The sequence below is a fragment of the Micromonospora sp. NPDC002296 genome (assembly GCF_040296145.1).
Lineage (GTDB): Bacteria > Actinomycetota > Actinomycetes > Mycobacteriales > Micromonosporaceae > Micromonospora.
This window is the reverse complement of the sequence record NZ_JBEOWQ010000007.1, coordinates 99,827-124,648: the sequence shown is the minus strand read 5'-3', so window position 1 is coordinate 124,648 and position 24,822 is coordinate 99,827. Positions and strand designations below refer to the sequence as shown.

General features: G+C 73.1%; 26 protein-coding genes. 10 read left to right on the top strand and 16 right to left on the bottom strand.

The genetic code is table 11. The features are described from left to right. Positions 1-150 precede the first annotated feature (150 nt). Positions 151-1,329, top strand: coding sequence for a peptidoglycan DD-metalloendopeptidase family protein (locus tag ABT023_RS08675; RefSeq protein ID WP_350883185.1), 1,179 nt, complete (start codon positions 151-153; stop codon positions 1,327-1,329). A 56-nt stretch (positions 1,330-1,385) separates the two neighbouring features. Here the strand turns inward: ABT023_RS08675 and ABT023_RS08670 are convergent, their stop codons facing one another. Further along, positions 1,386-2,426: a peptidoglycan-binding domain-containing protein gene (locus tag ABT023_RS08670; protein ID WP_350883183.1), complete on the bottom strand. Its 1,041-nt coding sequence runs from the start codon at positions 2,424-2,426 to the stop codon at positions 1,386-1,388. A 259-nt stretch (positions 2,427-2,685) separates the two neighbouring features. Here ABT023_RS08670 and ABT023_RS08665 point away from each other — a divergent pair, with 259 nt between their 5' ends. The 6 genes from ABT023_RS08665 (at position 2,686) to ABT023_RS08640 (ending at position 7,223) form a co-directional block, all read left to right on the top strand. Next, positions 2,686-3,150, top strand: coding sequence for a hypothetical protein (locus ABT023_RS08665; RefSeq protein WP_350883181.1), 465 nt, complete (start codon positions 2,686-2,688; stop codon positions 3,148-3,150). A gap of 96 nt (positions 3,151-3,246) precedes the next feature. Beyond that, on the top strand, positions 3,247-3,579 hold the full coding sequence (locus ABT023_RS08660) for a cupin domain-containing protein (RefSeq protein WP_350883179.1): 333 nt from the start codon (positions 3,247-3,249) through the stop codon (positions 3,577-3,579). A gap of 227 nt (positions 3,580-3,806) precedes the next feature. After that, complete coding sequence (locus tag ABT023_RS08655) at positions 3,807-4,076, top strand: metal-sensitive transcriptional regulator (RefSeq protein ID WP_091089764.1); 270 nt, start codon at positions 3,807-3,809, stop codon at positions 4,074-4,076. 134 nt (positions 4,077-4,210) lie between these two features. Then, the gene (locus ABT023_RS08650) at positions 4,211-5,611 is read left to right on the top strand and encodes an MBL fold metallo-hydrolase (RefSeq protein ID WP_350883177.1); all 1,401 of its coding nucleotides are present in this window, start codon (positions 4,211-4,213) and stop codon (positions 5,609-5,611) included. Positions 5,612-5,733: 122 nt separating this feature from the next. Then, positions 5,734-6,336 (top strand): rhodanese-like domain-containing protein, encoded by a 603-nt coding sequence (locus tag ABT023_RS08645; RefSeq protein ID WP_350883175.1) that lies wholly within the window; start codon positions 5,734-5,736, stop codon positions 6,334-6,336. Then, positions 6,333-7,223: a sulfite exporter TauE/SafE family protein gene (locus ABT023_RS08640; protein WP_350883173.1), complete on the top strand. Its 891-nt coding sequence runs from the start codon at positions 6,333-6,335 to the stop codon at positions 7,221-7,223. Before ABT023_RS08645 ends, ABT023_RS08640 begins: the two co-directional genes overlap by 4 nt. A 37-nt stretch (positions 7,224-7,260) precedes the next feature. On the opposite strand, the gene ABT023_RS08635 is transcribed toward ABT023_RS08640, so the two are convergent. Continuing rightward, complete coding sequence (locus ABT023_RS08635) at positions 7,261-8,514, bottom strand: ROK family transcriptional regulator (protein ID WP_350883171.1); 1,254 nt, start codon at positions 8,512-8,514, stop codon at positions 7,261-7,263. Between the two features lie 223 nt (positions 8,515-8,737). Here ABT023_RS08635 and ABT023_RS08630 point away from each other — a divergent pair, with 223 nt between their 5' ends. Further along, positions 8,738-10,087 (top strand): GH1 family beta-glucosidase, encoded by a 1,350-nt coding sequence (locus ABT023_RS08630; RefSeq protein WP_350883169.1) that lies wholly within the window; start codon positions 8,738-8,740, stop codon positions 10,085-10,087. Positions 10,088-10,168: 81 nt separating this feature from the next. Here the strand turns inward: ABT023_RS08630 and ABT023_RS08625 are convergent, their stop codons facing one another. The 7 genes from ABT023_RS08625 to ABT023_RS08595 all read right to left on the bottom strand — a co-directional run bounded on the left by ABT023_RS08625 (position 10,169) and on the right by ABT023_RS08595 (position 16,309). Then, the gene (locus ABT023_RS08625) at positions 10,169-11,158 is read right to left on the bottom strand and encodes a malate dehydrogenase (protein ID WP_350883167.1); all 990 of its coding nucleotides are present in this window, start codon (positions 11,156-11,158) and stop codon (positions 10,169-10,171) included. A 183-nt stretch (positions 11,159-11,341) separates the two neighbouring features. Further along, positions 11,342-12,241 (bottom strand): DMT family transporter, encoded by a 900-nt coding sequence (locus ABT023_RS08620; RefSeq protein ID WP_350883165.1) that lies wholly within the window; start codon positions 12,239-12,241, stop codon positions 11,342-11,344. 247 nt (positions 12,242-12,488) lie between these two features. Continuing rightward, positions 12,489-13,442 (bottom strand): twin-arginine translocase subunit TatC, encoded by a 954-nt coding sequence (tatC, locus tag ABT023_RS08615; protein WP_350883162.1) that lies wholly within the window; start codon positions 13,440-13,442, stop codon positions 12,489-12,491. A 17-nt stretch (positions 13,443-13,459) separates the two neighbouring features. Continuing rightward, the gene (gene tatA, locus ABT023_RS08610) at positions 13,460-13,798 is read right to left on the bottom strand and encodes a Sec-independent protein translocase subunit TatA (protein WP_350883160.1); all 339 of its coding nucleotides are present in this window, start codon (positions 13,796-13,798) and stop codon (positions 13,460-13,462) included. A gap of 219 nt (positions 13,799-14,017) precedes the next feature. Then, a complete protein-coding gene (locus ABT023_RS08605; protein WP_350883158.1) occupies positions 14,018-14,266 on the bottom strand; it encodes a hypothetical protein in 249 nt (82 codons plus the stop codon). A gap of 10 nt (positions 14,267-14,276) precedes the next feature. Next, positions 14,277-15,314 carry a helix-turn-helix transcriptional regulator gene (locus tag ABT023_RS08600; protein ID WP_350883156.1) on the bottom strand — a complete coding sequence of 346 codons (1,038 nt, stop codon included), beginning with the start codon at positions 15,312-15,314 and terminating at the stop codon, positions 14,277-14,279. Then, a complete protein-coding gene (locus ABT023_RS08595) occupies positions 15,311-16,309 on the bottom strand; it encodes a helix-turn-helix transcriptional regulator (protein WP_350883154.1) in 999 nt (332 codons plus the stop codon). The genes ABT023_RS08600 and ABT023_RS08595 overlap by 4 nt, the downstream gene beginning before the upstream one ends. Positions 16,310-16,432: 123 nt before the next feature. On the opposite strand from ABT023_RS08595, the gene ABT023_RS08590 reads away from it, so the two are divergent. Both ABT023_RS08590 and ABT023_RS08585 read left to right on the top strand, forming a co-directional pair. Further along, on the top strand, positions 16,433-17,410 hold the full coding sequence (locus ABT023_RS08590; RefSeq protein ID WP_350883151.1) for a cation diffusion facilitator family transporter: 978 nt from the start codon (positions 16,433-16,435) through the stop codon (positions 17,408-17,410). A gap of 45 nt (positions 17,411-17,455) precedes the next feature. Next, the gene (locus tag ABT023_RS08585) at positions 17,456-18,541 is read left to right on the top strand and encodes a DUF3866 family protein (RefSeq protein WP_350883148.1); all 1,086 of its coding nucleotides are present in this window, start codon (positions 17,456-17,458) and stop codon (positions 18,539-18,541) included. Positions 18,542-18,630: 89 nt separating this feature from the next. Here ABT023_RS08585 and ABT023_RS08580 read toward each other — a convergent pair whose 3' ends face one another. The 7 genes from ABT023_RS08580 to dop form a co-directional block, all read right to left on the bottom strand. Continuing rightward, positions 18,631-18,822 carry a hypothetical protein gene (locus ABT023_RS08580; RefSeq protein WP_350883146.1) on the bottom strand — a complete coding sequence of 64 codons (192 nt, stop codon included), beginning with the start codon at positions 18,820-18,822 and terminating at the stop codon, positions 18,631-18,633. A 68-nt stretch (positions 18,823-18,890) separates the two neighbouring features. Beyond that, positions 18,891-20,249 carry a Pup--protein ligase gene (gene pafA, locus ABT023_RS08575; protein ID WP_350883144.1) on the bottom strand — a complete coding sequence of 453 codons (1,359 nt, stop codon included), beginning with the start codon at positions 20,247-20,249 and terminating at the stop codon, positions 18,891-18,893. 212 nt (positions 20,250-20,461) lie between these two features. Further along, a complete protein-coding gene (gene prcA / locus ABT023_RS08570; RefSeq protein ID WP_350883142.1) occupies positions 20,462-21,304 on the bottom strand; it encodes a proteasome subunit alpha in 843 nt (280 codons plus the stop codon). A gap of 64 nt (positions 21,305-21,368) precedes the next feature. Beyond that, entirely contained in the window at positions 21,369-22,208 is an 840-nt protein-coding gene (gene prcB, locus ABT023_RS08565; protein WP_350883141.1) for a proteasome subunit beta, read from the bottom strand. Continuing rightward, positions 22,127-22,648 carry an endonuclease VII domain-containing protein gene (locus ABT023_RS08560; RefSeq protein WP_350883139.1) on the bottom strand — a complete coding sequence of 174 codons (522 nt, stop codon included), beginning with the start codon at positions 22,646-22,648 and terminating at the stop codon, positions 22,127-22,129. The genes prcB and ABT023_RS08560 overlap by 82 nt, the downstream gene beginning before the upstream one ends. 187 nt (positions 22,649-22,835) lie before the next feature. Beyond that, complete coding sequence (locus ABT023_RS08555) at positions 22,836-23,051, bottom strand: ubiquitin-like protein Pup (RefSeq protein WP_117667512.1); 216 nt, start codon at positions 23,049-23,051, stop codon at positions 22,836-22,838. 107 nt (positions 23,052-23,158) lie between these two features. Further along, a complete protein-coding gene (gene dop / locus ABT023_RS08550) occupies positions 23,159-24,676 on the bottom strand; it encodes a depupylase/deamidase Dop (protein ID WP_350883137.1) in 1,518 nt (505 codons plus the stop codon). Between the last annotated feature and the right edge of the window lie 146 nt (positions 24,677-24,822).

The following is a 24,822-nucleotide window of genomic DNA, read 5'->3' as shown; positions in this document are numbered from 1 at the left end:
GGGCTCGACGTCGACCGCAGCCAGCCATCGGCCCGACCCGTCATCGAAGGAAAATTTCGCGGCCGCGGTTCCAGGACGTAGACAATATTCTTGCCGCCGCTTATCGTCACCGCATCGCACATAGAGGCAGATCGATTGAGGAGTGTGTCGATGGGACAGTTGCGGCGGTGGGCCGGCGTTCCGATGGCTCTGTTGGCGGCGGGGATCCTGATCGGCGGTGACCCGGTGAGCGCCGGGGCGGCGCCGAAGCCGGTGCCCCCGACCGTCACCGAGGCCGTGACCAACAAGCTGCTCGGTCAGGCCGAGCGTTCCAGCACGGGAGATGTCGCGGCACCGGAAACCCGCGTCACGATCAGCCGGCAGAACGGGCGGTGGGCGTTCGGCACCGCCGTCGCGGTCGCCCCCCGCAAGGAGGACGCCCACCCGACCGGCTCGGTGTTCATCGCGCGCGCCGACGGCGGACGCTGGCGGGTCGCGTTCGACGGCGAGGCCGACTTCAGCGAGCTGGCCGGCGAGTCACCCCTCGTGTCGGAGCGGGAGCGGCAGGTCTTCAAGACCACGCCGGCCCCCGCGTACGCCGGCGGCGACTACCGGACCGGGATGACCCTGCCGTTCGCGGTCGGCCAGACCTGGACGCTCACCAGCGGCCCGCACGGCTGGGGCGGCAGCGAGTCGCCGTACAGTTCCGTGGACCTCGCCGGCGGCGACCAGGTCGTCCGCGCCGCCCGGGGCGGCACGGCGTACACGATGTGCCAGGGCTGGATCCGGGTGATCCACGACCGGGGCTACTCGACCGACTACTACCACCTGTGGAGCAGCATCTCGGTCAACGGGGCGGCGGTCGGCGCGGGCGCCTACCTGGGCTACACCGGCACCGACGTCACCTGCGGTGGGGCCGCCTACGGCCGGCATGTCCACTTCGGGCTGCGGCAGAACAGCGCGTACGTCCCCATCGCCGGTCACGGCATCGGCAAGTGGGCGTTCGAGAACGGCGCCGCGGCCTACCAGGGTGGCGCGCGGCACGGATCGGCCTGGGCCGGGGCCGGCAGCGCCGTCTACAACTACGGCGCGCTCGGCTTCAACCAGGGAGTGGTCGACGCCAACGGCGGCGGGAGCCTCACCCGGCGTGCCGGGCCCGGCACCGGCTACGCCGCGCTCGGATCGGTCGGCGACGGGGCCACCGTCACCATCTCCTGCTCCGCGAACGGAACCTCACACGCCGGGCGGTACGGCACCACGGCGCTCTGGAACCGGCTCAGCGACGGTAGCTGGGTCTCCGACGCGTACCTCTGGACCGGGGTGAACGGCACGATCAACGGCTGGTGCTGATCGCCTGCCCGGCGCGGGGGTTCGCCGCCGCGCCGGGCACGGCAGGGCGCGTTTCACTACGACGGTGCGCAGCGCCAGTGACCGAGGTCGCCGGTGCGCGACCAGACATCCCGCGCGGCCTTGATGTTCCAGTCCGGGTCCAACGCGGTCCGCCGGTCGACGCCGAGCCGGGACAACTCCATGTCGCTGAACTGGAACAGCCCCCAGCGCCGCGACCCGTCCGCAAGAACCTCGATACGGTACGGGTCCAGCCCGGACAGGCACCGCGCCAACCGCACCGCCCCAGCCGGGTCCTCCGGAAAGGTTCCCCGCAGTCGCTTGCTGATCCGGTCCTCCGGCCAACTTGCCGGCACCACCGGATCGCCCGACATCTCGTCGAGCACCCGCCCGTCCGCCGTGCCGCTGACCGGCAGGCCAGCCAGCGCCTGGAAGGCCATCACCCGGCCGGCGGTATCCGGGCCGAACCAGCCGTCCACCGGTACGCGCAGCCCGCGGGCCACCAGCCGCTCCTGGAGATCCAGCACGCAGGGGCCGTACATGCCCTGCCGCAGGACAAGCGGGCAGCCATCGGTCGATGCGGCGTTCTTGCCGTCCCCGCCGGCTCGCGACAGCAGCGCCCCGGACGCGCCGACGGCCAGCACACCCGCCAGCACGAGCACCCCGAGCCGCAGCCGTCGACGGGCCGGCCGGCCGGCCCGGTCCGCCTCGGCTGGTGCCCGCTGCGGCTCGACCGGGTCGACGGCTGCGAGCCCCGGGTCGGGAGAGGTCGGGTCGGGGGGTGGCGGCTGGCTGTCCCCTCGCGCCGGCTCGCCCAGTCGCGCCTCGATGTCGCGCCGCAACCCGACCCACCGCTCGATGTCCCTTGCCGACATGCCGCACCCGGCCAGCAGCGCCACGACGGCCCGCTCCCGGGGCAGGGTGGTCCGCCCCAGCATCGTGGCGAGGGTGCTCGGCGGCAGCCAGTGCCCGGCGGCCGAGGATCGCCGGGAGATCTCCCGGTAGGTCAGGCCGGAACACCGTCGCACCTTTGCGAGCAGCACGACGTACTCCCCCGCCGTGGCGGCCTGTGGCACCGGGTCCCGGGCAGCGTGATCCATCAGATCTCCCCGCGTCGTTGATGTGGTCGGGCTCGGCCCGGTGCCGGGCCGAGCCCGTCGGCCGTGCACCGGTCAGCGGTGCTGTCACCGGTAATCGACGCTAGACAAGCGGGTCGGCGAGGACAATCCCGTGGTCGGGACGACGCGGTGTCCGGGCAGCTCAGAGCGGCTCGTCCGAGTCTTCGTCCGACCATCCCGGACAGCCGATTCGGCCGACGTACTCGTTGAGATCGCCGCCCTGGGTGCCTACGGTTGACGAATGATCCTCTCCGACTTCGCCGGGTCCTGGGTCGGCACCAACGGGTTCCGGCTCATGCCCGGTCACCCTCTCGCCGTGTTGCCCGCCGCCGGGACCGTGACGATGGCCGCCGGCGGCCACCTGACCTCGGTCACCTACTCCTGGGAGCACCCGGACGACGGACCCCAGGACGGCCTGCTCGTCATCGGCCCTGCCGGCGAGGACGGCTCGCTCGTAGCCGTATGGGGCGATTCCTGGCATCAGAAGCCGGCGCCGATGTCGTTGTCCGGAGCACCAGGAGCAGGCGAGACGTTCGCGTTCAAGGGCGACTACGGCGGCGGCTGGGGCTGGGGGATCGTGTTCGACGCCACCGACACCGAGGTCCTGCGAATGCGGATGGACAACCTGATCCCCGCCGACCAAGCCACGGCGGAGATGCCCGCCGGGCCGTACCCGGTGATGGTCATGGACGTACGCCGCGCCTGACTGTCCCGCCGCGGGAGCGCCGACGACAGGCCAGGACGGACGCGCTGCGTCCAGGCCGAACAGCGGCGACAACGGTCGGACTGGGACAATGACGGCATGCAGAAGATCTCGCTCGCAGCCCTCGCCCGCCAACAGGTCGATCGCGCAGCCGACGCCGGTGGCCGGCACACCGCCGATACCGTCTACGGCGGCCATGAGAAGGTGCTACGCCAGACGGTCATCGGCATGAGCGGGGGCGCACGCCTCGCCGAGCACGAGAACCCGGGCGAGGCCACGGTGCAGGTGCTCCACGGCCGGGTCCGCATGATCGCTGGTGAGCAGTCGTGGGAGGGGCGCACCGGAGACCTGCTCATCGTGCCCGACGCACGGCACAGTCTTGAGGCGTTGGAGGATTCGGCGGTCCTGCTGACCGTTGCCAAGTTGCCCTGATCCGATGGGGCCGGACAGACCACCGGCAGGCGGGCCGACGCCCCGCCGCCGGTGGCTGCCGGCCATCCAACCGGGGCTTCGCTGGCGGGAATGGATACCCCAGGGGGTATGTTGTGACGGTCGGGCCGGCGGAAACCCCCGGGCCTCTCGCCTTCGGCAAGGGTCGAGACCGAGGCCGACCGGATACCCCCCGGGGTAGGTGTACGGTAGGAGCGGAGGTGATTGAGATGAAGTTGCGTCCCGAGATGACCGGCGAGGCGCTGACCCGCCTGAAGCGAGCGCGCGGGCAGCTCAACGCGGTCATCGAGATGATGGAGAGCGGTCAGGACTGCCGCGAGGCGCTGACCCAGCTCGCCGCGGTGTCGAAGGCGATCGACCGGGCGGGTTACAAGATCATCGCCTCCGGCATGCGGCACTGCTCCGGCGCCCGCGATCGCGGCGAGCAGCCGGAGATGACCGAGGAGGAGCTGGAGAAGCTGTTCCTGGCGCTGGCGTGATCCGCCGGGGCTGACGCCCCCCGGCGGCATGTTCGCCGCCGGGGCGGGTAAGCGCGTGTTCGAGTTCGGCCAAGGGTGACGACTGTCCCCTGCATACCCCCGGGGGTATGCAGGGTGGTGAAAGGAGTAGACGGATGACGGTGCAGGTGTCGGTCCTCGCGACCTCGTCCCTGGGGGACCGCAGCTACCTGGCGACGGACGGCCGGGTGGCGGTGGTGGTGGACCCGCAGCGGGACATCGACCGGGTCATGTATCTCGCGGGTGAGAAGGGTGTGCGGATCACTCACGTGGTGGAGACGCACGTCCACAACGACTACGTCTCCGGTGGCCTGCAACTGGCCCGGCTGACCGGCGCGCAGTACCTCGTCTCCGCCGCCGACGAGATGGGCTTCGACCGGACGCCGGTCACCGACGGCGACGAGGTGGCCGTGTCCGACCTGCTGCGGCTGCGGGTGGTCGGCACACCCGGGCACACCTTCCACCACCTGTCGTACGTGCTGGACGAGGCCGTCGACGGCGGCTGGTCCCCGGTGGGGGTGTTCACCGGCGGGTCGCTGCTGTTCGGCACGACCGGGCGTACCGACCTGCTCGGCCAGCAGCACGCCCACACCCTGGCCCACCACCAGCACGACTCGGCGCGGAAGCTGGCCGACCTGCTTCCCGACGGCGCCCAGGTGTGGCCCACCCACGGCTTCGGCAGCTTCTGCTCGGCCAGCCAGGCCGATGCCCCGGAGTCGACCATCGGCCGGGAGAAGCAGGCCAACCCCGCGCTGCGGCTGGCCGCCGACCAGTTCGTCACCGAGACCCTCGCCGGGCTGGACGCCTACCCCGCGTACTACGCCCACATGGGAGTGGCCAACGCCGCCGGGCCCGCCCCGGTCGACCTCAGCCCGGTGACCCGGGCCGACGCCACGCAGTTGCGGGAGCGGATCGCCGCCGGGGAGTGGGTGGTCGACCTGCGCCACCGCAAGGCGTACGCGGGCTCGCACCTCGCCGGCACGGTCAGCCTCGGCCTCGACGGGCCGATGTCGACCTGGCTCGGCTGGCTGATCGACTGGGGAGTGCCGATCACCCTCCTGGCGGAGACGCCGGAGCAGGTCGCCGCTGCCCAACGGGAACTGGCCCGCATCGGCATCGACCGCCCGGCCGGCCAGTCCACCGGAGCCCCGGAGCAGTGGGCGACCGGCCCGGCCGACCTGCGGGAGCTGACCGTCGCCGACTTCCCGGCCCTCGCGGACGCGCAGGCCGGGAACACCCCCGAGGGCCTGCCCGCCCCGCAGGTCGTGCTCGACGTGCGGATGACCAACGAGTGGAGGGCGGGCCACGTCGACGGCGCGGTGCACGTGCCGCTGCCCGACCTGCCCAGGCGGCTCGGCGACGTACCGGCCGGCACCGTGTGGGTGCACTGCGGCTCCGGCTACCGCGCCACCGCCGCCGCGTCGCTGCTGGCCAACGCCGGCCGCGAGGTCGTCCTGATCGACGACATGTTCGGCCACGCCGAGCAGGCCGGCGTCCGGATGACCGCCACCGCCTGATGAACGCCGCCTCGTGGCGGGTCGGCCGATGCCGGCCCGACACGGGAGCGCCCCATCACCACACAGCCCCTACCAGCGGCCCCGCGGCTCGTACCGAAGCGACTTTCGACGGAGGAAGAAACATGACCACGACCCCGACCACCCCCTCGACGCTCGACGCGGCCACCCTGCGCGAGCTGATCGCCGCCGGGCGGACGCCCCGGCTGCTCGACGTGCGCACGCCCGGCGAGTTCGAGACCTCGCACATCCCCGGTTCCTACAACGTGCCGCTTGACCTGCTCAAGGAGCACCGCGAGGAGCTGCGCCGCCACCTCGACGAGGACGTCGTGCTGATCTGCCGCTCCGGGGCCCGTGCCGCCCAGGCCGAGCAGACCCTCGCCGGGGCCGGCCTGCCCAACCTGAAGGTGCTCAACGGCGGCATCATGGCCTGGCAGGCCGCCCACGCGCCGATCGCCCAGGGCAAGCCCCGGTGGGACCTGGAGCGCCAGGTCCGCCTGGTCGCCGGGTCCATCGTCCTGGCCAGCGTCCTCGGCTCGGTGTTCGTGCCGCAGCTGAAGTGGGTCGCCGGGTTCATCGGCGCCGGCCTCACCTTCGCCGCGGTGACCAACACCTGTGCGATGGGCATGCTGCTCGGCAAGCTCCCCTACAACCGGGGCGCCAGCTGCGACCTGGACACCGTCGTCGGCCAGCTCCGTGGGGGGTCGGCGGCCGGGCGGCGGGCATGACCGGCGGCCTCGCGCTGACCGTCGGGCTGGCCGTGCTGGTCGGGGTCAGCCTCGGCCTGCTCGGCGGCGGCGGCTCGATCCTCGCCGTGCCGCTGCTGGTCTACGTCGCCGATCTGCCGGCAAAGGAGGCCATCGCCACCTCGCTGCTCGTCGTCGGGGTAACCAGCGCGGTCGGCGTGCTGCCGCACGCGCGGGCCGGGCACATCCGGTGGCGCACCGGGCTGATCTTCGGCGTGGCCGGCATGACCGGCGCGTACGCCGGCGGTCGCCTGGCCGAGTTCATCCCGGCCGGGGTGCTGCTCACCGGTTTCGCCCTGATGATGCTCGCCACCGCCGTCGCGATGATCCGCGGCCGGCGCGGCGCCGAGCGCCGGCCCGTGCCGCACGAACTTCCCGTCGGGCGGGTCGTCCTCGACGGTGTCGTGGTCGGCCTGGTCACCGGTCTGGTCGGCGCCGGCGGCGGCTTCCTGGTGGTCCCCGCCCTCGCCCTGCTCGGCGGCCTGCCGATGCCCGTCGCCGTGGGCACCTCGCTGGTCGTCATCGCGATGAAGTCCTTCGCCGGCCTGGCCGGCTACCTGTCCAGCGTCAGCATCGACTGGGGCCTGGCCGCCGCGGTGACCGCCGCGGCCGTCGTCGGCAGCCTGCTCGGCGGCCGGGTCGCCGGCCGGATACCCGAGGACATGCTCCGCAAGGCGTTCGGCTGGTTCGTCGTGGTGATGGGCGTCTTCGTCCTCGCCCAGCAGCTTCCCGACGCGGTGCGGACCAGCCCGCTGCTGTGGATCGCGCTCGGCCTGGCCGCCGTGGTGACGGTCGGCGTCACCGTCCGGCAGAACCGACGGCGGGGCCGGCACGACGCCCGTGAGGTCGTGGCTGCCGGGCGGTGGTGACGCACAGGAAGCGTGCCCGGGGGGCGGTCGCGCGGGGTCAGCGGGCGCGTGGGCGGCGGGCCGGGCGCGTGGACGCCGCGGGGCGGGCGGCGGCCGAGCGGGGCACGCCGCCGTCGCGCAGCAGCCGGGCCATCGGCAGGGTGGCCGCGCCCATCGCGACCGCGTCGGGCCCGAGCTGGCACAGCTCGATCGAGGCCTGGGCGTACGGCTGGCGCAGCGCGTGCCGTGCGGTGGCCTCCCGGATCTGGGGCAGGAACCGCTCGCCGAGGGCCAGCCCGGCCCACCCGCCGAGCACCACCCGCTCGGGGTTGAACAGGTTGATCAGGGTCGCCACCCCGGCGCCGAGGTAGCCCACGGTCTCGTCGAGCACCGCCTCGGCGGTCTTCGTCGAGGAGCGCAGCAACTCGCCCAGCGCGCTCTCCTCGTCGCCGCCGGCCGCCGGCCGGCCCCGGTTGGCCTGCCGGTAGCGGTCGAGGATGCCCTCCGCCCCGACGTACGCCTCCAGGCAGCCCAGGTTGCCGCAGCGGCACCGGCGACCGCCGTACGCGATGGTGGTGTGCCCCCACTCGCCGGCGCTGCTGTGCGCACCCCGGTAGCTCACCCCGTCGGTGATCACGGCGGCGCCCACCCCGGAGCCGACCAGCGCGACGACGGCGTGCCGGGTGCCCCGGCCGGCGCCGAACCACATCTCGGCCTGGCCGAGCGTCTTCGCCCCGTTGTCGACGTGCACGGGGATGTCGGTGCCGGCGCGGAGCATGGCGCCCAGCGGCACTCCCTCCCAGCCGAGCGACTGGGCGTGCACGACGGCGTCGGCGGTGCGCTCCACCGTCCCGGAGACCGCCACCCCGAGCCCGAGCACCGCGGCGGGGTCGACGCCGGCCTGCTCGGTCACGGCGGTCAGCCCGTGCAGCAGGTGGGCCACCACCGCGCCGGGGTCGGGCTCGGCGGCGGCGATCGGGTACTCCGCCTTGGCCAGGGCGGTCATCGTCAGGTCGAACAGCTCGACCTGGATCCGGGTCTCCCCCACGTCGGCGCCGACCAGGTAGCCGTAGCTGGGGGTCACCCGTAGCAGCACCCGGGGTCGGCCGCCGTCGGACTCGACCGAGCCGGCCTCCTCGACCAGCCCTTCGTCGATCACCTCGCCGACCAGGTTGCTCACGCTGGCCAGGCTCAGCGCGGTGGCCTGCCCCAGCTCGTGCCGACTCAGCGGGCCGTCCAACCAGATCCGGGTGAGCAGCACCGCGCGGTTGGCGCGACGCATGTCGCGCACGGTGGTGCGTCTGGCGTCCATCGGTCCGGTCCTCCCCCTGGGGCGCCAACGACCGGCACCCCCACCAGAATGCCTCAGCACCACGATTAATGCCATGAACTAAGGTTTGAAGTATGCTGCGGACCGGCCGGCGCGCCGGCTCCGCCCGGCCGGCACCCGCCCGACGCGCGCCGCCGCGACCACCCCGACCCACCCACCTCCTGCCGTCCCGCGCCACCCCAACCGGAACCCAAGGAGCACGCCCGTGGCCGACCTGACCGCCCTGCCCGCCCACTTCCGCTGGGGCGTGGCGACCTCCGCGTACCAGATCGAGGGCGCCGTCGACGCCGACGGCCGCGCACCCTCCATCTGGGACACCTTCTGCCGAGTGCCCGGCGCGATCGACAACGGCGACACCGGCGACGTCGCCTGCGACCACTACCGACGCTGGCCCGAGGACGTCGCCCTCATGCGCGGGCTCGGCGTCGACGCGTACCGGTTCTCGGTGGCCTGGCCCCGGGTCCTGCCCGAGGGCACCGGCCGGGTCAACCAGGCCGGGCTGGCCTTCTACGACCGGCTGGTCGACGCCCTGCTGGAGGCCGGCATCCGGCCGTTCGTCACGCTCTACCACTGGGACCTGCCGCAGGCCCTGCAGGACCGGGGCGGCTGGCCGGCCCGGGACACCGCGTACGCCCTGGCCGACTACGCGGCCGTGGTGGCCGGCGCGCTCGGCGACCGGGTCCGCGACTGGACGACGATCAACGAGCCGCTCTGCTCGGCCTGGATCGGCCATCTGGAGGGCCGGATGGCCCCCGGCGACGCCGACCTGGCGCTGGCCGTCCCCGCCGCCCACCATCTGCTGCTCGGACACGGCCTGGCCACCGCGGCGATCCGCGCGAACGCCGTCGAGCCCGCCTCGGTCGGCGTGGTGTGCAACCTCAGCCCGATCGAACCGGCCAGCGACCGCCCCGAGGACGTCGCCGCCGCCGCCCGCGCCGACGGGCACGTCAACCGGTGGTGGCTGGACCCGATCTTCGGCCGCGGGTACCCCGCCGACATGCTGGAGGTGTACCGCACCGCGCCGCCGGTCCGCCCCGGCGACCTGGAGACGATCGCCACCCCGCTGGAGTTCTTCGGGCTCAACTACTACTTCCGGCAGCGGGTCGTCGCAGACCCGGACGGTCCCCCGCCGTACGCCCGCCAGGTGCCGGTGCCCGGGGCGGTCGAGACGGCGATGGGCTGGGAGACCCACGCGGCGGGCCTGGAGCAGCTGCTGGTACGCCTCGCCGAGGAGTACGGCGCCGGGCCGGTGCACGTCACGGAGAGCGGCTCCGCCTGGCCGGACCGGGTCAATCCGGACGGCACGGTCGACGACCCGGAGCGCACCCGCTACCTGGAGGAGCACCTCGCGGCGTGCGCCGCGGCGGCCCGGCGGGGCGTGGACGTGGCCGGCTACTTCGCCTGGTCGCTGCTGGACAACTTCGAGTGGGCGTACGGCTACGACAAGCGGTTCGGCCTGGTCCACGTCGACTACGCCAGCCAGCGACGCACCGTCAAGGCCAGCGGTCGCCGGTACGCCGACCTGATCCGCGCCCACCGCAGCGTGCTGGCCTGACCGCCGAACCGGCCGGGACAAAGGTGGCCCGCGGAGCACATCGCTCCGCGGGCCACCGTCACGATCGGTACGCCGTCAGGGTCAGAGCAGGCCGAGCCCCTGCACGGCCGCGCGCTCCTCCTGGAGCTCGGCCACGGAAGCGTCGATGCGCTGCCGGGAGAACTCGTCGACGTCCAGGCCCTGCACGATCTCGAACCGGCCGTCGCGGGCGACCACCGGGAACGACGAGATCAGGCCCGCCGGCACTCCGTAGGAGCCGTCGGAGACGATCGCGGCCGAGGTCCAGTCGCCCTCCGGCGTGCCGTTGATCCAGTCGTGCACGTGGTCGATCGCGGCGGACGCGGCCGACGCGGCCGACGACGCCCCCCGTACCTCGATGATCTCGGCACCGCGCTTGGCGACGCGGGGGATGAACTCGTCGGCCAGCCAGGACCGGTCGTCGATCAGCTCGGCCACCGGGCGGCCGTCGACCTCGGCGTGGAAGACGTCCGGGTACTGGGTGGCCGAGTGGTTGCCCCAGATCGTCAGCTTCTTCACCTGCGCGACGGTGACCTGGAGCTTGCGGGCGAGCTGCGCGATCGCCCGGTTGTGGTCCAGCCGGGTCATCGCGGTGAAGCGGTCCGCGGGCACGTCGGGGGCGTGCGCCTGGGCGATGAGGGCGTTGGTGTTGGCCGGGTTGCCCACCACGAGCACCTTGATGTCCGGTGCGGCGCCGGCGTTGATCGCCTCACCCTGGGGCTTGAAGATGCCGCCGTTGGCCGCCAGCAGGTCCCCGCGCTCCATCCCCTTGGTACGGGGCCGCGCGCCGACCAGCAGCGCCACGTTGGCGCCCTCGAACGCCTGCTTCGGGTCGTCGAAGACGTCCACGCCGGCCAGCAGCGGGAACGCGCAGTCGTCCAGCTCCAGTGCGGTGCCCTCGGCCGCGCGCACCGCGGCCGGGATCTCCAGCAGCCGGAGCTTCACCCGCCTCCCGCCACCGAGCAGTTGCCCGGACGCGATCCGGAACAGCAGCGCGTAGCCGATCTGTCCGGCTGCGCCGGTGACGGTAACGGTTAGGGGCGTCTCTGCCATCAGGGCTTCTCCTGCCGAAGGGACGATCGGTGCCGATCAGGGGCGCAGTCACCATATCGCGAGTCCCGAAACGCGGGCCTAGCAGCGCCTGGTGGCCCCGGTCACCTCCCCCGCCGACCGGTTCCGGACAGGACGCGCCGGGTGGGCGTCCGCGCCGCGGCCCGGCGCGGACGCCCACGACGGTCAGCGGTCGGCCGCCACCGGCAGGCCGCCCTCGCGCGGCAGCAGCGCCACGGCGGTGAGCAGCACGGCCGAGCCGACGACCAGGTTCACCGTGAGCCGCTCACCGAGCAGCGCGACCGCCAGCACGGCGGCGGCCAGCGGCTCCAGCAGCACGACCACCGCTGCGGTCCCGGCCGGGACGGTGGCCAGGCCGGCGAAGTACCACCGGTACGCCAGCAGGGTGGGCACCACGCCGAGGAACACCAGCCAGCCGAGCACCGGCAGCGCCGCGCCGGTACGCGGCCAGACGCCCTCGGCCAGGGCGAACGGCAACAGGACCAGCAGGCCGGCGGCGAACGAGACGGCGTCGGCCTGCCCACCGCCGACGGCCCTGGTGTACAGGGTGACCCCGCTGTAGCCGAGCGCGGACAGCAGCGCCGCGCCGACGCCCCACGCCTGCCCCGGCCCGGTGTTCACCGGCCCACCGACGAGCAGGGCCAGCCCGGCGAGGGCGATGACGATCACGAGCACGCCGCGCCGGCCGGGCCGCTCACCGAGCAGCACCCGGGCGCCGACGGCGACGAACACCGGCCCGGTCCCGAGCGTGACCAGGGTGCCGAGCGCCAGCCCGGCGTGGTCCACGGCGGCGAAGTACGCGCCCTGGTAGCCGGCCATGCCGACCCCGAGCACCACCGCCGTCCGGCGGGGCGTGGTGGACCGGGCTGGGCCCGGGCGGCAGGCGCAGGCCAGGGCGAGCACGAGCGCGGCGACGGTGACCCGCCAGAAGGACACGGCCAGCGGGCCCAGCCCGCTGGTCCGGAACAGCACCGCCGCCGCGGCGCCGCCCGCGCCCCAGGCGACGGCGGCGGACGAGATGAGGACGAGGTCGCGCCGGTACGGCGCGACGGTACGTGTGGTCATGGGGACAACTCCGTGATGGAAGCCGGAAAGAGACGGTCCGCGGGTACGCGGGCGGCGTCCATCGACCGGGCGGGTGGGCCGTCCGGTGTGGAGTGCGTCAGATGGTGCCGCCCGCTAGCGGACGGGCGGCGGCAGGATCGTCATCGGCCTCATGGCTTCGCACCCTAACCGACTCCCATCGACGCGACGACGGGCCGCTCCCGGGGGGAGCGACCCGTCGTCGTGGGTCCGGGCGGGTGTACGCCGGTCAGGTCATCTCGTCGTAGCGGCGGTCGATCGGCGTCGGGGCGGCGACCGGTTCCGGCGTGCCGATCGGGTCGGCGGCCTCGACCCGCTGGCCGGGGGCGACCGGGTCGTCGTCGAGCTCCAACGGCGACACCTCGTCGTCGTCGATCCCGGCGTAGGCCTCCTTGCCCCGCCCACGCCGCCGGTCGTTGAGGAACGCCACGCCGACCGCGCCGAAGTACAGCGCGGTCAGGCAGAGGGCCAGGGCCGTCATGCCGAACGGGTCCGGCGTCGGGGTGACCACGGCGGAGAAGGCGAAGAACACGAAGACCGCGATCCGCCACCAGCTGAGCAGCCGCTTCGCGCTGGCCAGCCCGACGAAGTTGAGCATCAGCACGATGAGCGGGAACTCGAACGCCACCCCGAAGAGCAGGATCAGGTTGGTGACGAACGAGATGTACCGGGTCACCTCAAGGGTCGTCGCGATGTCGTCGCCGGAGATGTTGAGCAGGAACTCCAGCCCCTTCGTGGTGACGAAGAAGGCCAGCACCGCGCCTGCGGCGAACAGCGGCGCCGCGAGCGACGTGAAGATGTACGCGTACCGGCGCTCGTGCCGGTGCAGGCCCGGGGCGATGAACGCCCACAGCTGGTAGAGCCAGACCGGGGCGGCGATGATCAACCCGACCCACAGGCCGATCTTCAGGTTGAGCAGGAAGACGTCGGCGACGCCGAGCTGCACGAAGTTGCACTTGCCCGTGACCGGGTCGATCGACGCAGGAAGGTCGCAGTACGGCTTCGACAGCAGCTTCCGCACCGGCTCCGCCAGCCAGATGCCGAAGCCGAAGCCGACGAGCAGGGCCAGGGACGCCCGGAACAGCCGGTTGCGCAGCTCACGGACGTGCTCGATGAGGGTCATCGAGCCGTCGGAGGCCCGTTCGAAGGTGCTCGGACCACGTTTACGCAGGGCGAAGGCCACGGTGGTGGGCCCTTCGGTCAGTTGTCGCGGACGCGCTGCACCGGGTCGATGACCGGCTGCTGCGGTGCCTGCGGCGGGGCGTAGGGCTGCTGCTGCGGCTGGACGTGGGGCTGCTGCGCGTACGGCTGCTGGGGCTGCTGCCCGGCGGCCTGCGGCGGCAGCGGCTGGTAGGCGGCCTGGGCGTCGGCCTTCTCCGCCAGGTCACGGTCGTCGTCGTGCAGGCTCTTCGTCTCGGCCTTGATGATCCGCAGCGAGCGGCCCAGCGAACGGGCCGCGTCCGGGAGCCGCTTCGCGCCGAACAGCAGGATCAGCACGACCACGAGTACGGCGATGTGCCACGGCTTGAGGGCACCCATGGGAAGCTCCAGTCGCTCTGTGTCGTCTCTGAGGGGTGTACCGGAGCCCATCGTACGTGCGTGAGGGCCCGTTGCCACCCGCCGGGCCGCTGGTGGTCACGGCCGGTCGGTGAAGTCTTGACCAACCCCGCTCGTCCCGTCAACCACCGGCGGCCGACCGTTTCTGCGCGCTGCCGCCCCAAACGCGCGGCAATCGCGCACCGGACCGACAGCCGCCGATCAGTGGCCGCGCTTGGCCTTGATCACCGCGACCCGCTGCTGGGTGACGGTGACCTGACCCTGGAGGGCCTCCGCGCGCTCCTGGAGCGCCTCCGCGCTGACCTGCAAAGCCTCCGCCTCGGCCTGGCGCCTCTGCAACGCCACCGCGGCCCGCCGCAGCCGGGGCAGCCGCGCCACCACCGGCCGCACGGCCAACGCCAGCACCACGAGCGCGAACAGCACCACCGCCACCACGATCCACGTCACCACGGCGGCCAGCCTACCGGGAGCCCACCGACCCCGCCGGGGTGGCCGACGGCACGGCGTCGGGAGTGGCGTACGCCTCCAGGGCGGCGACCGCCTGGGCACGGACCTGCTCGGCCAGCTCCCCCGGGGCCGCCACGGTGACGTCCGGGCCCAGCCCCAGCACGAACCGCCGGGCCCAGCCGAGGTCGGTCACTCGCAGCGACACCAGCCACTGGTCGCCGTCGCCGGCCTCGACCCGCTCGCACGGGTAGTACTCGGTGATCCACCGCTCGCCCCGGCCGATCCGCAGGGTGATCAGCGGCAGGTCCGGCGAGGGTCGGAACACTCCCTCGGAGAGGTCGTACGGGCGGGCCTGCGGCGGTGCCGCCGCGGGCTCGTCCAGCTCGGTCACCGCGTCGATCCGGTCGACCCGGAACAGCCGCACCGCCTCCGCGCGGCGGCACCACGCCTCCGCGTACGCCCGGCCGCCCACCATCAGCATGCGCAGTGGGTCGATCACCCGCTCGGTGGTCTCGTCCCGGGCGGCGGTGTAGTAGGTGATCCGCAGCGCCCGGCCCCGCGCCACGGCGGCGCGCAGTTCCTCGACCCGCCGGCTGTCGACGGGGAGACGCACCTCGACCGGGGCGGCGACCAGGTCACCGGCCGCGTCCTCGATCTTGGCGAGGGCCCGCTCCACGGCCTCCCGGTTGGTCACCCCCGGGGTCTCCGCCAGCATCCGCAGCGCCACCACCAGGGCGAGGGCCTCGTCCGGGGTCAGCCGCAGCGGCCGGTCGATCCCGGCGTCGTAGGTGATGGTCACCCGGTCGCCGTCGAAGGCCATGTCGATCAGGTCACCCGGGCCGTACCCGGGCAGGCCGCACACCCACAGCAGCTCCAGGTCCTCCCGCAGCTGCCGCTCGGTGACCCCCAGGTCCCCGGCCGCCTCGGCGATCTCGATCCCCGGGCGGGCCAGCAGGTAGGGCACCAGGTTCAGCAGCCGGGCCAGCCGGTCGGCCGAGGCCCGGTTGCCGCCGGGGCGCGCAGCCGCCGAGCGGGCGGCGGGACGGGTCATCGGGCACCTCCGGTCACGGTCAGCTCCTCGTGCCGGGCGGCGATCTCCTTGAGCCGCTGGATGACCGCCTCGCGCACCTCCGGCGGATCCACCACCCGCACGTCCGGGCCGTACCCCACGAGCTGCCGGGCCAGGGACTCCGGGTCGGCGTACGGCAGGACCAGCCGGTCGCCGTCCGGCCCGGACGCGGCCTCCACCGCCCAGCGGCGCAGCCCCGCCGCGCGCCCCGACGCGACCAGCACGGTCGCCCGCCCGGTGCGCTCCACCGGCCCCGACCAGCGGGCCACGTGGCTGATCAGGTCCACCCCCGCCGGCGGCTGGTAGCCGCCCGGCGCGCCGGCCACCCGGACCGTGCCGACGACCCGGGAGAGCCGGAAGCAGCGGGTCGCCGCCCGGTCCAGGTCGTGGCCCACCACATACCACCGGCCGCGCCAGCAGACCACCCCCCACGGCTGCAACCGGCGGCGGGTCGGGGCGTCCCGGTCGGGCACCCGGTAGTCGAAGCTCACCTCACGGCGGTCCCGGGCGGCGGCGGTCAGCGGCGCGAACGCCGGGTCGACCGTGACCATCGGCTCCAGGCCCAGAGTGGCCTGCGGGTCCACGTCCACCCCGGCGGCACGCAGCTTCGCCAGCCCGGACGACGCCGCGGCGGCCAGCCCGGCGTGCTGCCACAGCCGCGCGGCGATGCCCACCGCGGCGGCCTCGTCGGGCTCCAGCGGGATGTCCGGCAGCGCGTATTCCCGGTGGGCGATCCGGTAGCCGGGCTCGGCGTCGAAGACGCTCGCCGTGCCGGTCTCCAGCGGCACCCCGAGCTCCCGCAGCTCGGCCTTGTCCCGCTCGAACTTGCGCTGGAACGCTTCGTGGTCCTTCGCGTCGTCCGGATCGTGCTCGTAGCCGGGCACGGTCGCGGCGATCTGCGCGGCGGTCAGGAACCGTCGCGTCGACAACAGGCAGATCACCAAGTTGACCAGGCGTTCGGTGCGGGTCCGCGACACAGGGTGAACGCTAGCAGCCCGCGCGGCACGCCCGTGCACCCGCGCGGGCGCGTCGCGCCTACGCCTCCGACGGTGACCCTCCGTATCCGGGCGAGGACCTCGACGCGGTCATATGGTGACCCCATGTCGGAAGCGGACGTCAGGGCCGAGAGCGTCGGCACCGTGGTGGTGGCGGGCGCGGCGAACCTCGCCATCGCCGTGGCGAAGCTGGCGGCCGGCCTGATCTCCGGCTCCGCGGCCATGCTCTCCGAGGCCGCCCACTCGGTCGCCGACACCACCACCGAGGCGCTGCTCTACCTGGCGCTGCGCCGGGGAGCGCGCCCCGCCGACGTCCGGCACCCCTTCGGGTACGGCAAGGAGAGCTACGTCTGGGCCTTCCTCGCCGCGCTGTTCACCTTCGTCGCCGGCGCGGGCTTCGCCATCACCCACGGCGTCACCACCATCCTGGTGCACGAGCACAGCGGCAACTACCTCGTCTCGTACGTCGTGCTGGCGGTCTCGTTCGCCATCGAGTCGGTCTCCCTGGCCCGGGCGGTACGACAGATCCGCCGCGAGTCCCGGCGCTGGCGCACCACCCCCCGGCGGTTCCTGCGGCTCACCGCCGACACCACCGTCAAGGCCGTCTTCCTGGAGGACAGCGCCGCCCTCGTCGGCCTGCTGCTGGCCGCGGCCGGCCTGACCCTGTCGCACTGGACCGGCGAAGAGCTCTACGACGGCCTCGCCTCCATCGCCATCGGCGTGCTCCTGCTGATCGTGGCCGGCACCCTCGCCAAGGCCAACATCTCCCTGCTGGTCGGCCGGGCCATCCCCGAACGGCTGCGCCTGGAGATCGAGCAGGAGCTCAACGGGCTGCCCGCCGTCGAGCGCATCGACACCCTGCTCACCATGCAGCTCGGCCCGGACGACATCCTGGTCGCCGCGAAGGTCGACTTCCGGGACGAGGCCACCGGCGCCGTCATCGAGGCCGCCGCCGAGGAGGCCGAGCGGCGCCTCACCGAGCGCTACCCCGAGATCGGCTACGTCTTCCTCGACCCCACCCCCTCCCGCCCCGGGGCCCGAACCCGCCGCGCCCGGCACACCCAGGAGGACCCCTCCCCCTGACCCCGCCGTGGCGGCACGCACCCGGGGGTCGCTAGCGTGCCGGGCATGGTGCGATGGCGGGCGGGAACCGTGACGGCGCTGCGGCGGGAGTGGACCGGCGCGGTGGAACTGGACGTCGAGCTGACCGACGGCGGCACCATGCGGGCCCTGGCCTACCCGGAGCTGGTCGGCCGGCCCGTACCCGGCGACCGGGTGCTGCTCAACGCGGGCGCGCTGCTGATGGGCCTCGGCACCGGCGGCTACGCACTGGTCGTGGCGCTGCCCGACCGGCTGCCGGCGGATCCGGCCGAGGCGGGCGACACCCGCGACGCCGGGCACCTGGTCAAGGCCCGCTACACCCCGCTGCAACCGATCCTGCTCGGCGTCGACGAGGAGGCCAGCCCGCACCGGGCGGCGCTGGAGACCGCCGAGGACGTCGCCGGGCTGCCGGTGGTCACCGCCGACCTGCACTCCGCCCTGCCGGCGATCCTCGCCGGGGTCCGCGCCGACGCCCCCGCCGCCCGGGTGGCATACGTGCTCACCGACGGCGGGGCGCTGCCGGCGTGGTTCTCCCGCACCCTCGACGGGCTGCGCGACCAACTCGTCGGCACGGTCAGCGTCGGGCAGGCGTTCGGCGGCGACCTGGAGGCCACCACCGTGCACAGCGGCCTGCTCGCCGCCCGGCACGTCCTCGCCGCCGACGTGGTCATCCTCGCCCAGGGCCCCGGCAACCTCGGCACCGGCACCCGATGGGGGTACTCGGGGGTGGCCGTCGGCGAGGCGGTCAACGCGATCGTCGCCCTCGGCGGGCGGCCGGTCGGCTCGCTGCGGATCTCCGACGCCGATCCCCGCCCCCGGCACCGCGGGGTGTCCCACCACAGCCTCACCGCGTACGGCAGGGTGGCGCTCGCCCCGGCGGACCTGGTGGTGCCCGACGGCCTGGCCCCGAACCTGGCGCGGGACGTGGACGCCGCGCTGGCCCCGCTCGCCGGGCGGCACCGGATCGTCCGGGTGCCCACCGACGGGCTCGACGCCGCGCTGCGCGCCAGCGCCGTGCCACTGTCCACGATGGGCCGTGGCCTGGACGCCGACCACGCCTACTTCCTGGCCGCCGCCGCCGCCGGACGGCACGCCGCCGCGCTCGCCCGCTGAGTCGGTCAGGGCGGCAGGGCTGGCAGGGCGGCGGGAGGGCAGGGCGGCGGGCCGTGGCAGGGCGGACGGCCGTCAGGCCAGGAAGATCTTCAGACCAGGAAGATCAGCGCCAGCCAGCCGCCGACGATCACCGCCAGCGCGACCGCCAGCACCCAGGTCGGCACCTTGTGATCGCCGCGCCGGTTGCGCTCGACCTCGGCCCGGATCTTCTCGCGCCGGCGCTCGACCCAGTTCAGCTTCTCGGCGCCGCGCTCGCGCTCGGGAGGTTCAGACATCGTCATGGCCGGGCCAGCCTACCCGGCGGGCCCCCGCCCGCCGCGGCCAGCGCCGCGGACGGGGGCCCGGCCGGTCACATGCTGGCGATCAGGCGTTCCACCCGCTCGTCGTACGCCCGGAACGGGTCCTTGCACAGCACGGTGCGTTGCGCCTGGTCGTTGAGCTTCAGGTGCACCCAGTCGACGGTGAAGTCCCGCCGCTTCTCCTGCGCGTGCCGGATGAACTCGCCCCGCAGCCGGGCGCGGGTGGTCTGCGGAGGCGTCTCCTTGGCCTCGAAGATCTCCGGGTCCGTGGCCACCCGGTCCACCTCCCCGCGCCGCTCCAGCAGCCCGTACAGGCCTCGCCCGCGTCGCACGTCGTGGTACGCGAGGTCCATCTGCGCCACCCGGGGATGCGACAGCGGCAGGTCGTGCTTGCGCTGGTACCGCTCGATCAGCCGCAGCTTCGACACCCAGTCGATCTCCCGGGACACCGGCTCCAGGTCACCGGTCTCCACCGCGCTCAGCACCCGGCCCCACAGTTCCACCACCCGCTTGGCCGTCTGGTCCCCGCCGCGTCGCTCCACGAACTCGGTCGCCTTCGCCAGGTACTCCTGCTGGATATCCAGGGCACTGACCTCCTTGCCGGAGGACAGCCGCACCTTACGCCGGCCGGTGATGTCGTGCGACACCTCGCGGATCGCCCGGATCGGGTTCTCCAGCGTCAGGTCCCGCATCACCACCCCCGCCTCGATCATCCGCAGCACGATGTCCGCGGAGCCGACCTTCAGCAGCGTGGTGACCTCGTTCATGTTCGAGTCGCCGACGATGACGTGCAGCCGCCGGTACCGCTCCGCGTCCGCGTGCGGCTCGTCGCGGGTGTTGATGATCGGCCGGCTCCGGGTGGTCGCCGACGACACGCCCTCCCAGATGTGCTCGGCGCGCTGGGACAGGCAGTACACCGCGCCGCGGGGCGTCTGCAGCACCTTGCCCGCGCCGCAGATCAACTGCCGGGTGACCAGGAACGGGATCAGCACGTCCGCCAGCCGGCCGAACTCGCCGTGCCGGGAGACCAGGTAGTTCTCGTGGCAGCCGTAGGAGTTCCCGGCCGAGTCGGTGTTGTTCTTGAACAGGTAGATCTCGCCGGCGATGCCCTCGTCGTGCAGCCGCTTCTCCGCGTCGATGAGCAACCCCTCCAGGATCCGCTCCCCCGCCCGGTCGTGGGCCACCAGGTCCACCACCGAGTCGCACTCCGGGGTCGCGTACTCCGGGTGGGAGCCGACGTCCAGGTAGAGGCGGGCGCCGTTGCGCAGGAACACGTTGCTCGACCTGCCCCACGACACCACCCGACGGAACAGGTATCGCGCGACCTCGTCAGGGGACAGCCGCCGCTGCCCGCGGTAGGTACAGGTGACGCCGTACTCGGTCTCGAGGCCGAAGATTCGCCGCTCCATGATGTGACATTAGCCCTCTCAGGCCCCCGATGGGCAGGGCTGACCGCTCCGGCGTCCGACCGCCCGGCGTGTACGGCGTCGGCCCGACCGGCCACCCACCGGGGCGTCGGCGGGCGGCCGGGCCGCTGGGGTGGTGTCCGGACACACGCGACCGGCCGTCCCCTCAGGGGACGGCCGGTCGCGTGACGGTGCCGTCGGCCGGGCCGGGCGGGCTACGCCTCGGGCGTGTCGTCCGCCCGCTGACCCTCCAGGTCCGCCGAGCCGGCCGAGGTGGTCGGCTTCTTCGCCTCCTCGGTCGGCGTGGCCGGGTGCTCCGGGCGCTCCTCGGTCGACGCCGAGTCGTTCGCCGCGTCGGCGCCGGCGTCCAGCAGGGTGGTCAGGGCCGCCCCGGTGATCCGCCGGAACGTCCGGCCCACCCGGTGCCGGTCCAGGACCGCCACCTCAAGCTGATTGGCCGCGATCGTGCGGGCCGCGCCGCCCTCGCCGCCGACGCTGCTCAGCGCCGCCAGGGCCAGCCGGACCGCCTCGCCGAGCGACATGTCCGGACGGTGCTGCGACTTGAGCGAACCGGAGATCGCGTCGGCCTGCCCGCCCATCGCCATCCGGCCCGGCTCGTCGTTGACCGAACCGTCGTAGGTCAGCCGGTAGAGCGCGTCGTCCTGCGGCGTCGCGCCCACCTCGGCCACGCAGATCTCCACCTCGAACGGCTTCGACTGCTCGGTGAAGATGGCGCCGAGGGTCTGCGCGTACGCGTTGGCCAGCGCCAGGCCGGTGACGTCACGCCGGTCGTAGCTCAGGCCGTTGAGGTCGGCCATCCGGACCCCGGCACGGCGCAGGTTCTCGAACTCGTTGTACCGGCCGACGGCGGCGAAGCCGATCCGGTCGTAGATCTCGCTGACCTTGTGCAGGGTGCTGGAGAGGTTCTCCGCGACGAAGAGCACCCCGCCGGAGTAGCTCAGCACGACCGCGCTGCGGCCCCGGGCGATGCCCTTGCGGGCCAGCTCGGAGCGGTCGCGCATGATCTGCTCGGGCGAGGCGTAGAACTGCATGGCCACGGCGGCGGTTCTCCTTCTGGGCGCTGTGCTGACGACTGCTGACTGGGAGGGGGCGGGGGCGGGCTCAGCCGCCCGGGTTCTCCATCCGGCCGGCGACCACTGCCTCGGCGACGGCGGCCGTCTCGGCGTCGGTGAGCCGGTGGGTGCCCTCCGCCGTCGCGGTCATCACCACCGGGTAGATCCGACGGGTCAGGTCCGGCCCGCCGGTCGCCGTGTCGTCGTCGGCCGCGTCGTAGAGCGCCTCGACCGCGAGCCGCGCCGCGTCGTCGATCGACAGGCCGGCTCGGAAGCGCTTCTTCAGGGCGGACCGGGCGAAGATCGAGCCGGAGCCGATCGCGTCGTAGCCGGTCTCCTCGTAGGGGCCACCGGTGACGTCGAAGCTGAAGATCCGGCCGGCCCGCGCCGGGTCGTTCGCGGCCAGGTCGAAGCCGGCGAACAACGGGATGACCGCGAGGCCCTGCATGGCCGCGCCCAGGTTGCCGCGGATCATGGAGGCCAGCCGGTTGGCCTTGCCGTCGAGCGAGAGCATCGCGCCCTCGATCTTCTCGTAGTGCTCGAGCTCCACTTGGAACAGTCGCATCAGCTCGATGCCGATGCCTGCGGTGCCCGCGATGCCGACCAGCGAGTAGGCGTCGGCCGGGTGCACCTTCTCGATGTCGCGCTGGGCGATCAGGTTGCCCATGGTGGCCCGGCGGTCGCCGGCCATCACCACGCCGCCGGCGGCCGAGATGGCCACGATGGTGGTCGCGTGCGGCGCCAGGTCGGCGGCCATGCCCGGGGGCAGCGGCCGGCGGCCGGGCAGCATCTCGGGAGCGGCCCTGCTCAGGAATGTGGTGAAGGAGGACGTCCCCGCGTTGGTGAACACATCTGGTAGACGCCCGGATGGATCAAAGCCCGCTGCCACGTGGTTCCTCTCAGGTACGTGATCGCCCTGGCCAGCCTCGTGGGACTGTCACGGAACTGGCCAAGACCACCGTTGCAGTTGAAGCAGAGTATCCCGCGCACCCATCCGGTGCGATGGTCGTGGTCCAGATGTTGCGGGTCCGCGCCGCCACAGATCGCGCAGGCCCCGCCCTGCTCGTCGAGCAGCTCGTCGGACTCCTTCTGCCCGATCCCGTACCGCCTGCGCAGGTGGTACTCCCTCGTGCCGCCGTAGAGCCGCTGCTTCGTCTCTTGGCCTTTGGCGTTGTGGCAAGGCTTGCAGTATCGGCCGTAGCCGGAGCGCGCGGCGCGGTTGCGCGGGAAGTTCTCAAGAACCTTCGTCTCCCCGCATGCCGGGCAGCAGCGGTAGCCCTCTGGCGTCGAGAGCACCGGGCGAACCTCCCGCCCCTGCTGCTCCCTCACTCGTCTGGCGTAGCTCGCCTTCGACCGCAGGTTGAAGCAGGGCTTACAGTAACTGCCACGGCCGTCAGGACGCCGGCTGTTGGCGCAGAACTGGTCGAGCGGTTTCCACTCTCCGCAGTCGCGGCAACGCCGCCGCCCGTCCCGGTCATCCAAGGGAAGCGGCATATCCGAATTTACCCTCTACGCCCTATTCGCCCCCTTTCTGCACATAGCCCCTGACAAATTCCTCGGCGTTCTCCTCCAGGACGGAGTCGATCTCGTCGAGCAGGTCGTCGACGTCCTCGGTGATCTCGGCGTGCCGCTCGGCGACCTCCGGGTTCGCCTCGGTGGTGACGTCCTCGATCTCCTCGCCCTGCCGGGCCTTGCCCGACTGCGACTGCCCGCCGCTGTCATGAGTGGCCATTGCCGCCTCCTCCACGATCGTCTCCGATGAACTTACCTCGCGGGAATGACGAAAAGCCCGTCGCGCGCCGGCTTCTCCGACGCGCGACGAGCTTTTGTCCCGGCGGGTCAGCCGCCGGTCAGCGTCTCCAGCAGGTCCTTGGCGCTGACGCACCGGTCGAACAGCGCGCCCACGTGCGCGCGGGTGCCCCGCTCCGGCTCCATCATCGGCACCCGCACCAGCGACTCCCGGCCCACGTCGAAGATGACCGAGTCCCAGCTCGCGGCCACCACCTCCGAGGCGTACTGCGCCAGGCAACGGCCCCGGAAATAGGCCCGGGTGTCCTCCGGCGGCTCGGTCATCGCGGTACGGGTCTGCTCGTCGGTCAGCAGCGTCTTCATCGAGCCGCGCTGCACCAGCCGGTGGTAGAGCCCCTTCTCCGGCCGCACGTCGGAGTACTGCAGGTCGACCAGCTGGAGCTTGTGCGCACCCCAGCCGAGCTTCTCCCGCTCCCGGTAGCCCTCCAGCAGTCGCAGCTTCGCCACCCAGTCCAGCTCGTCGGCGCACAGGAACGCGTCGCGGCCGAGCCGGTCCAACACGCTCTCCCAACGGTCCAGCACGTCGTTGGTCTGCGCGTCGGCGTCCGCGCCGTAACGGTCGTCCACGAAGGACCGCACCCGCTCGAAGTACGCCCACTGCACGTCCAGGGCGGTCAGCCGGCGCCCGTCGCGCAGCCGCATCCGGTGATTCAGCGACGGGTCATGGCTGACCGCACGCAGCTCCGAGACCGGGTCGGCGATGCCCAGGTCCGGCCCGAGCGCCTTCTCCTCGATCATGGTGAGGATCAGGGCCGTGGTGCCGACCTTCAGGTACGTGGAGATCTCCGACAGGTTCGCGTCGCCGATGATGACGTGCAGCCGGCGGTACTTGTCGGCGTCGGCGTGCGGCTCGTCCCGGGTGTTGATGATCGGCCGTTTGAGGGTGGTCTCCAGCCCGACCTCGACCTCGAAGAAGTCGGCGCGCTGGGAGATCTGGAAGCCGCTGGCGCCGCCGTCCTGGCCGATGCCGACCCGGCCCGCACCGCAGACGATCTGCCGGGTGACGAAGAACGGCGTCAGGTACGCCACGATGTCGGAGAACGGCGTCTGCCGGCGCATCAGGTAGTTCTCGTGGGTGCCGTAGCTGGCGCCCTTGTTGTCGGTGTTGTTCTTGTACAGGTGGATGGGCTGGGTGCCCGGGATGGTGGCCGCCCGGCGGGACGCCTCGGCCATCACCCGCTCCCCGGCCTTGTCCCACCGCACCACGTCCAGGGGGTTGGTCACCTCCGGTGTGGAGTACTCCGGGTGGGCGTGGTCGACGTAGAGCCGCGCACCGTTGGTGAGTATCACGTTGGCGAGTCCCAGATCCTCGTCGGCGAGGGCCTCGGCGGGGTCGTACACGGCACCGGAGTAGGTGAAGCCTCGGGCGTCGCGCAGCGGCGACTCCTCCTCGTAGTCCCAGCGCGCCCGGCCGCCCCGGTTGAGTTCGGGGCGTGCCCCGTAGGCGTTGACCACCTGGGACGAGGTGACCATCGGGTTGGCGCCTGCCTGGCCGGGCACGGAGATGCCGTACTCGACCTCGGTGCCCATGATCCGTCTTACGCTCATCGACCTACCCGCTCCACTCGCCGACCCGGTCCCCCATCACGTCGAGCGTAGTCCGCGCCGAGCGGTGCGGGGGTGTGGCGGGCGGGCCGGGTCGGGTGTCGCCCGAGGACGGTCCCGGGCGGCGGGACGCGACGGGGCCCGCGACA

Excerpts from the sequence above, each read along its gene's own strand:
- ABT023_RS08600 (WP_350883156.1), bottom strand. The coding sequence starts at position 15,314 with ATGACCCGTCCCGCCGCCCGCTCGGCGGCTGCGCGCCCCGGCGGCAAC.
- ABT023_RS08635 (WP_350883171.1), bottom strand. The coding sequence starts at position 8,514 with ATGGACGCCAGACGCACCACCGTGCGCGACATGCGTCGCGCCAACCGC.
- ABT023_RS08585 (WP_350883148.1), top strand. The coding sequence starts at position 17,456 with ATGGTGCGATGGCGGGCGGGAACCGTGACGGCGCTGCGGCGGGAGTGG.
- ABT023_RS08660 (WP_350883179.1), top strand. The coding sequence starts at position 3,247 with ATGCAGAAGATCTCGCTCGCAGCCCTCGCCCGCCAACAGGTCGATCGC.
- pafA (WP_350883144.1), bottom strand. The coding sequence starts at position 20,249 with ATGGAGCGGCGAATCTTCGGCCTCGAGACCGAGTACGGCGTCACCTGT.
- ABT023_RS08590 (WP_350883151.1), top strand. The coding sequence starts at position 16,433 with ATGTCGGAAGCGGACGTCAGGGCCGAGAGCGTCGGCACCGTGGTGGTG.
- tatA (WP_350883160.1), bottom strand. The coding sequence starts at position 13,798 with ATGGGTGCCCTCAAGCCGTGGCACATCGCCGTACTCGTGGTCGTGCTG.
- ABT023_RS08650 (WP_350883177.1), top strand. The coding sequence starts at position 4,211 with ATGACGGTGCAGGTGTCGGTCCTCGCGACCTCGTCCCTGGGGGACCGC.
- ABT023_RS08640 (WP_350883173.1), top strand. The coding sequence starts at position 6,333 with ATGACCGGCGGCCTCGCGCTGACCGTCGGGCTGGCCGTGCTGGTCGGG.
- dop (WP_350883137.1), bottom strand. The coding sequence starts at position 24,676 with ATGAGCGTAAGACGGATCATGGGCACCGAGGTCGAGTACGGCATCTCC.
- ABT023_RS08645 (WP_350883175.1), top strand. The coding sequence starts at position 5,734 with ATGACCACGACCCCGACCACCCCCTCGACGCTCGACGCGGCCACCCTG.
- ABT023_RS08625 (WP_350883167.1), bottom strand. The coding sequence starts at position 11,158 with ATGGCAGAGACGCCCCTAACCGTTACCGTCACCGGCGCAGCCGGACAG.
- ABT023_RS08675 (WP_350883185.1), top strand. The coding sequence starts at position 151 with ATGGGACAGTTGCGGCGGTGGGCCGGCGTTCCGATGGCTCTGTTGGCG.
- ABT023_RS08665 (WP_350883181.1), top strand. The coding sequence starts at position 2,686 with ATGATCCTCTCCGACTTCGCCGGGTCCTGGGTCGGCACCAACGGGTTC.
- ABT023_RS08555 (WP_117667512.1), bottom strand. The coding sequence starts at position 23,051 with ATGGCCACTCATGACAGCGGCGGGCAGTCGCAGTCGGGCAAGGCCCGG.
- ABT023_RS08620 (WP_350883165.1), bottom strand. The coding sequence starts at position 12,241 with ATGACCACACGTACCGTCGCGCCGTACCGGCGCGACCTCGTCCTCATC.
- ABT023_RS08655 (WP_091089764.1), top strand. The coding sequence starts at position 3,807 with ATGAAGTTGCGTCCCGAGATGACCGGCGAGGCGCTGACCCGCCTGAAG.
- ABT023_RS08580 (WP_350883146.1), bottom strand. The coding sequence starts at position 18,822 with ATGACGATGTCTGAACCTCCCGAGCGCGAGCGCGGCGCCGAGAAGCTG.
- ABT023_RS08670 (WP_350883183.1), bottom strand. The coding sequence starts at position 2,426 with ATGGATCACGCTGCCCGGGACCCGGTGCCACAGGCCGCCACGGCGGGG.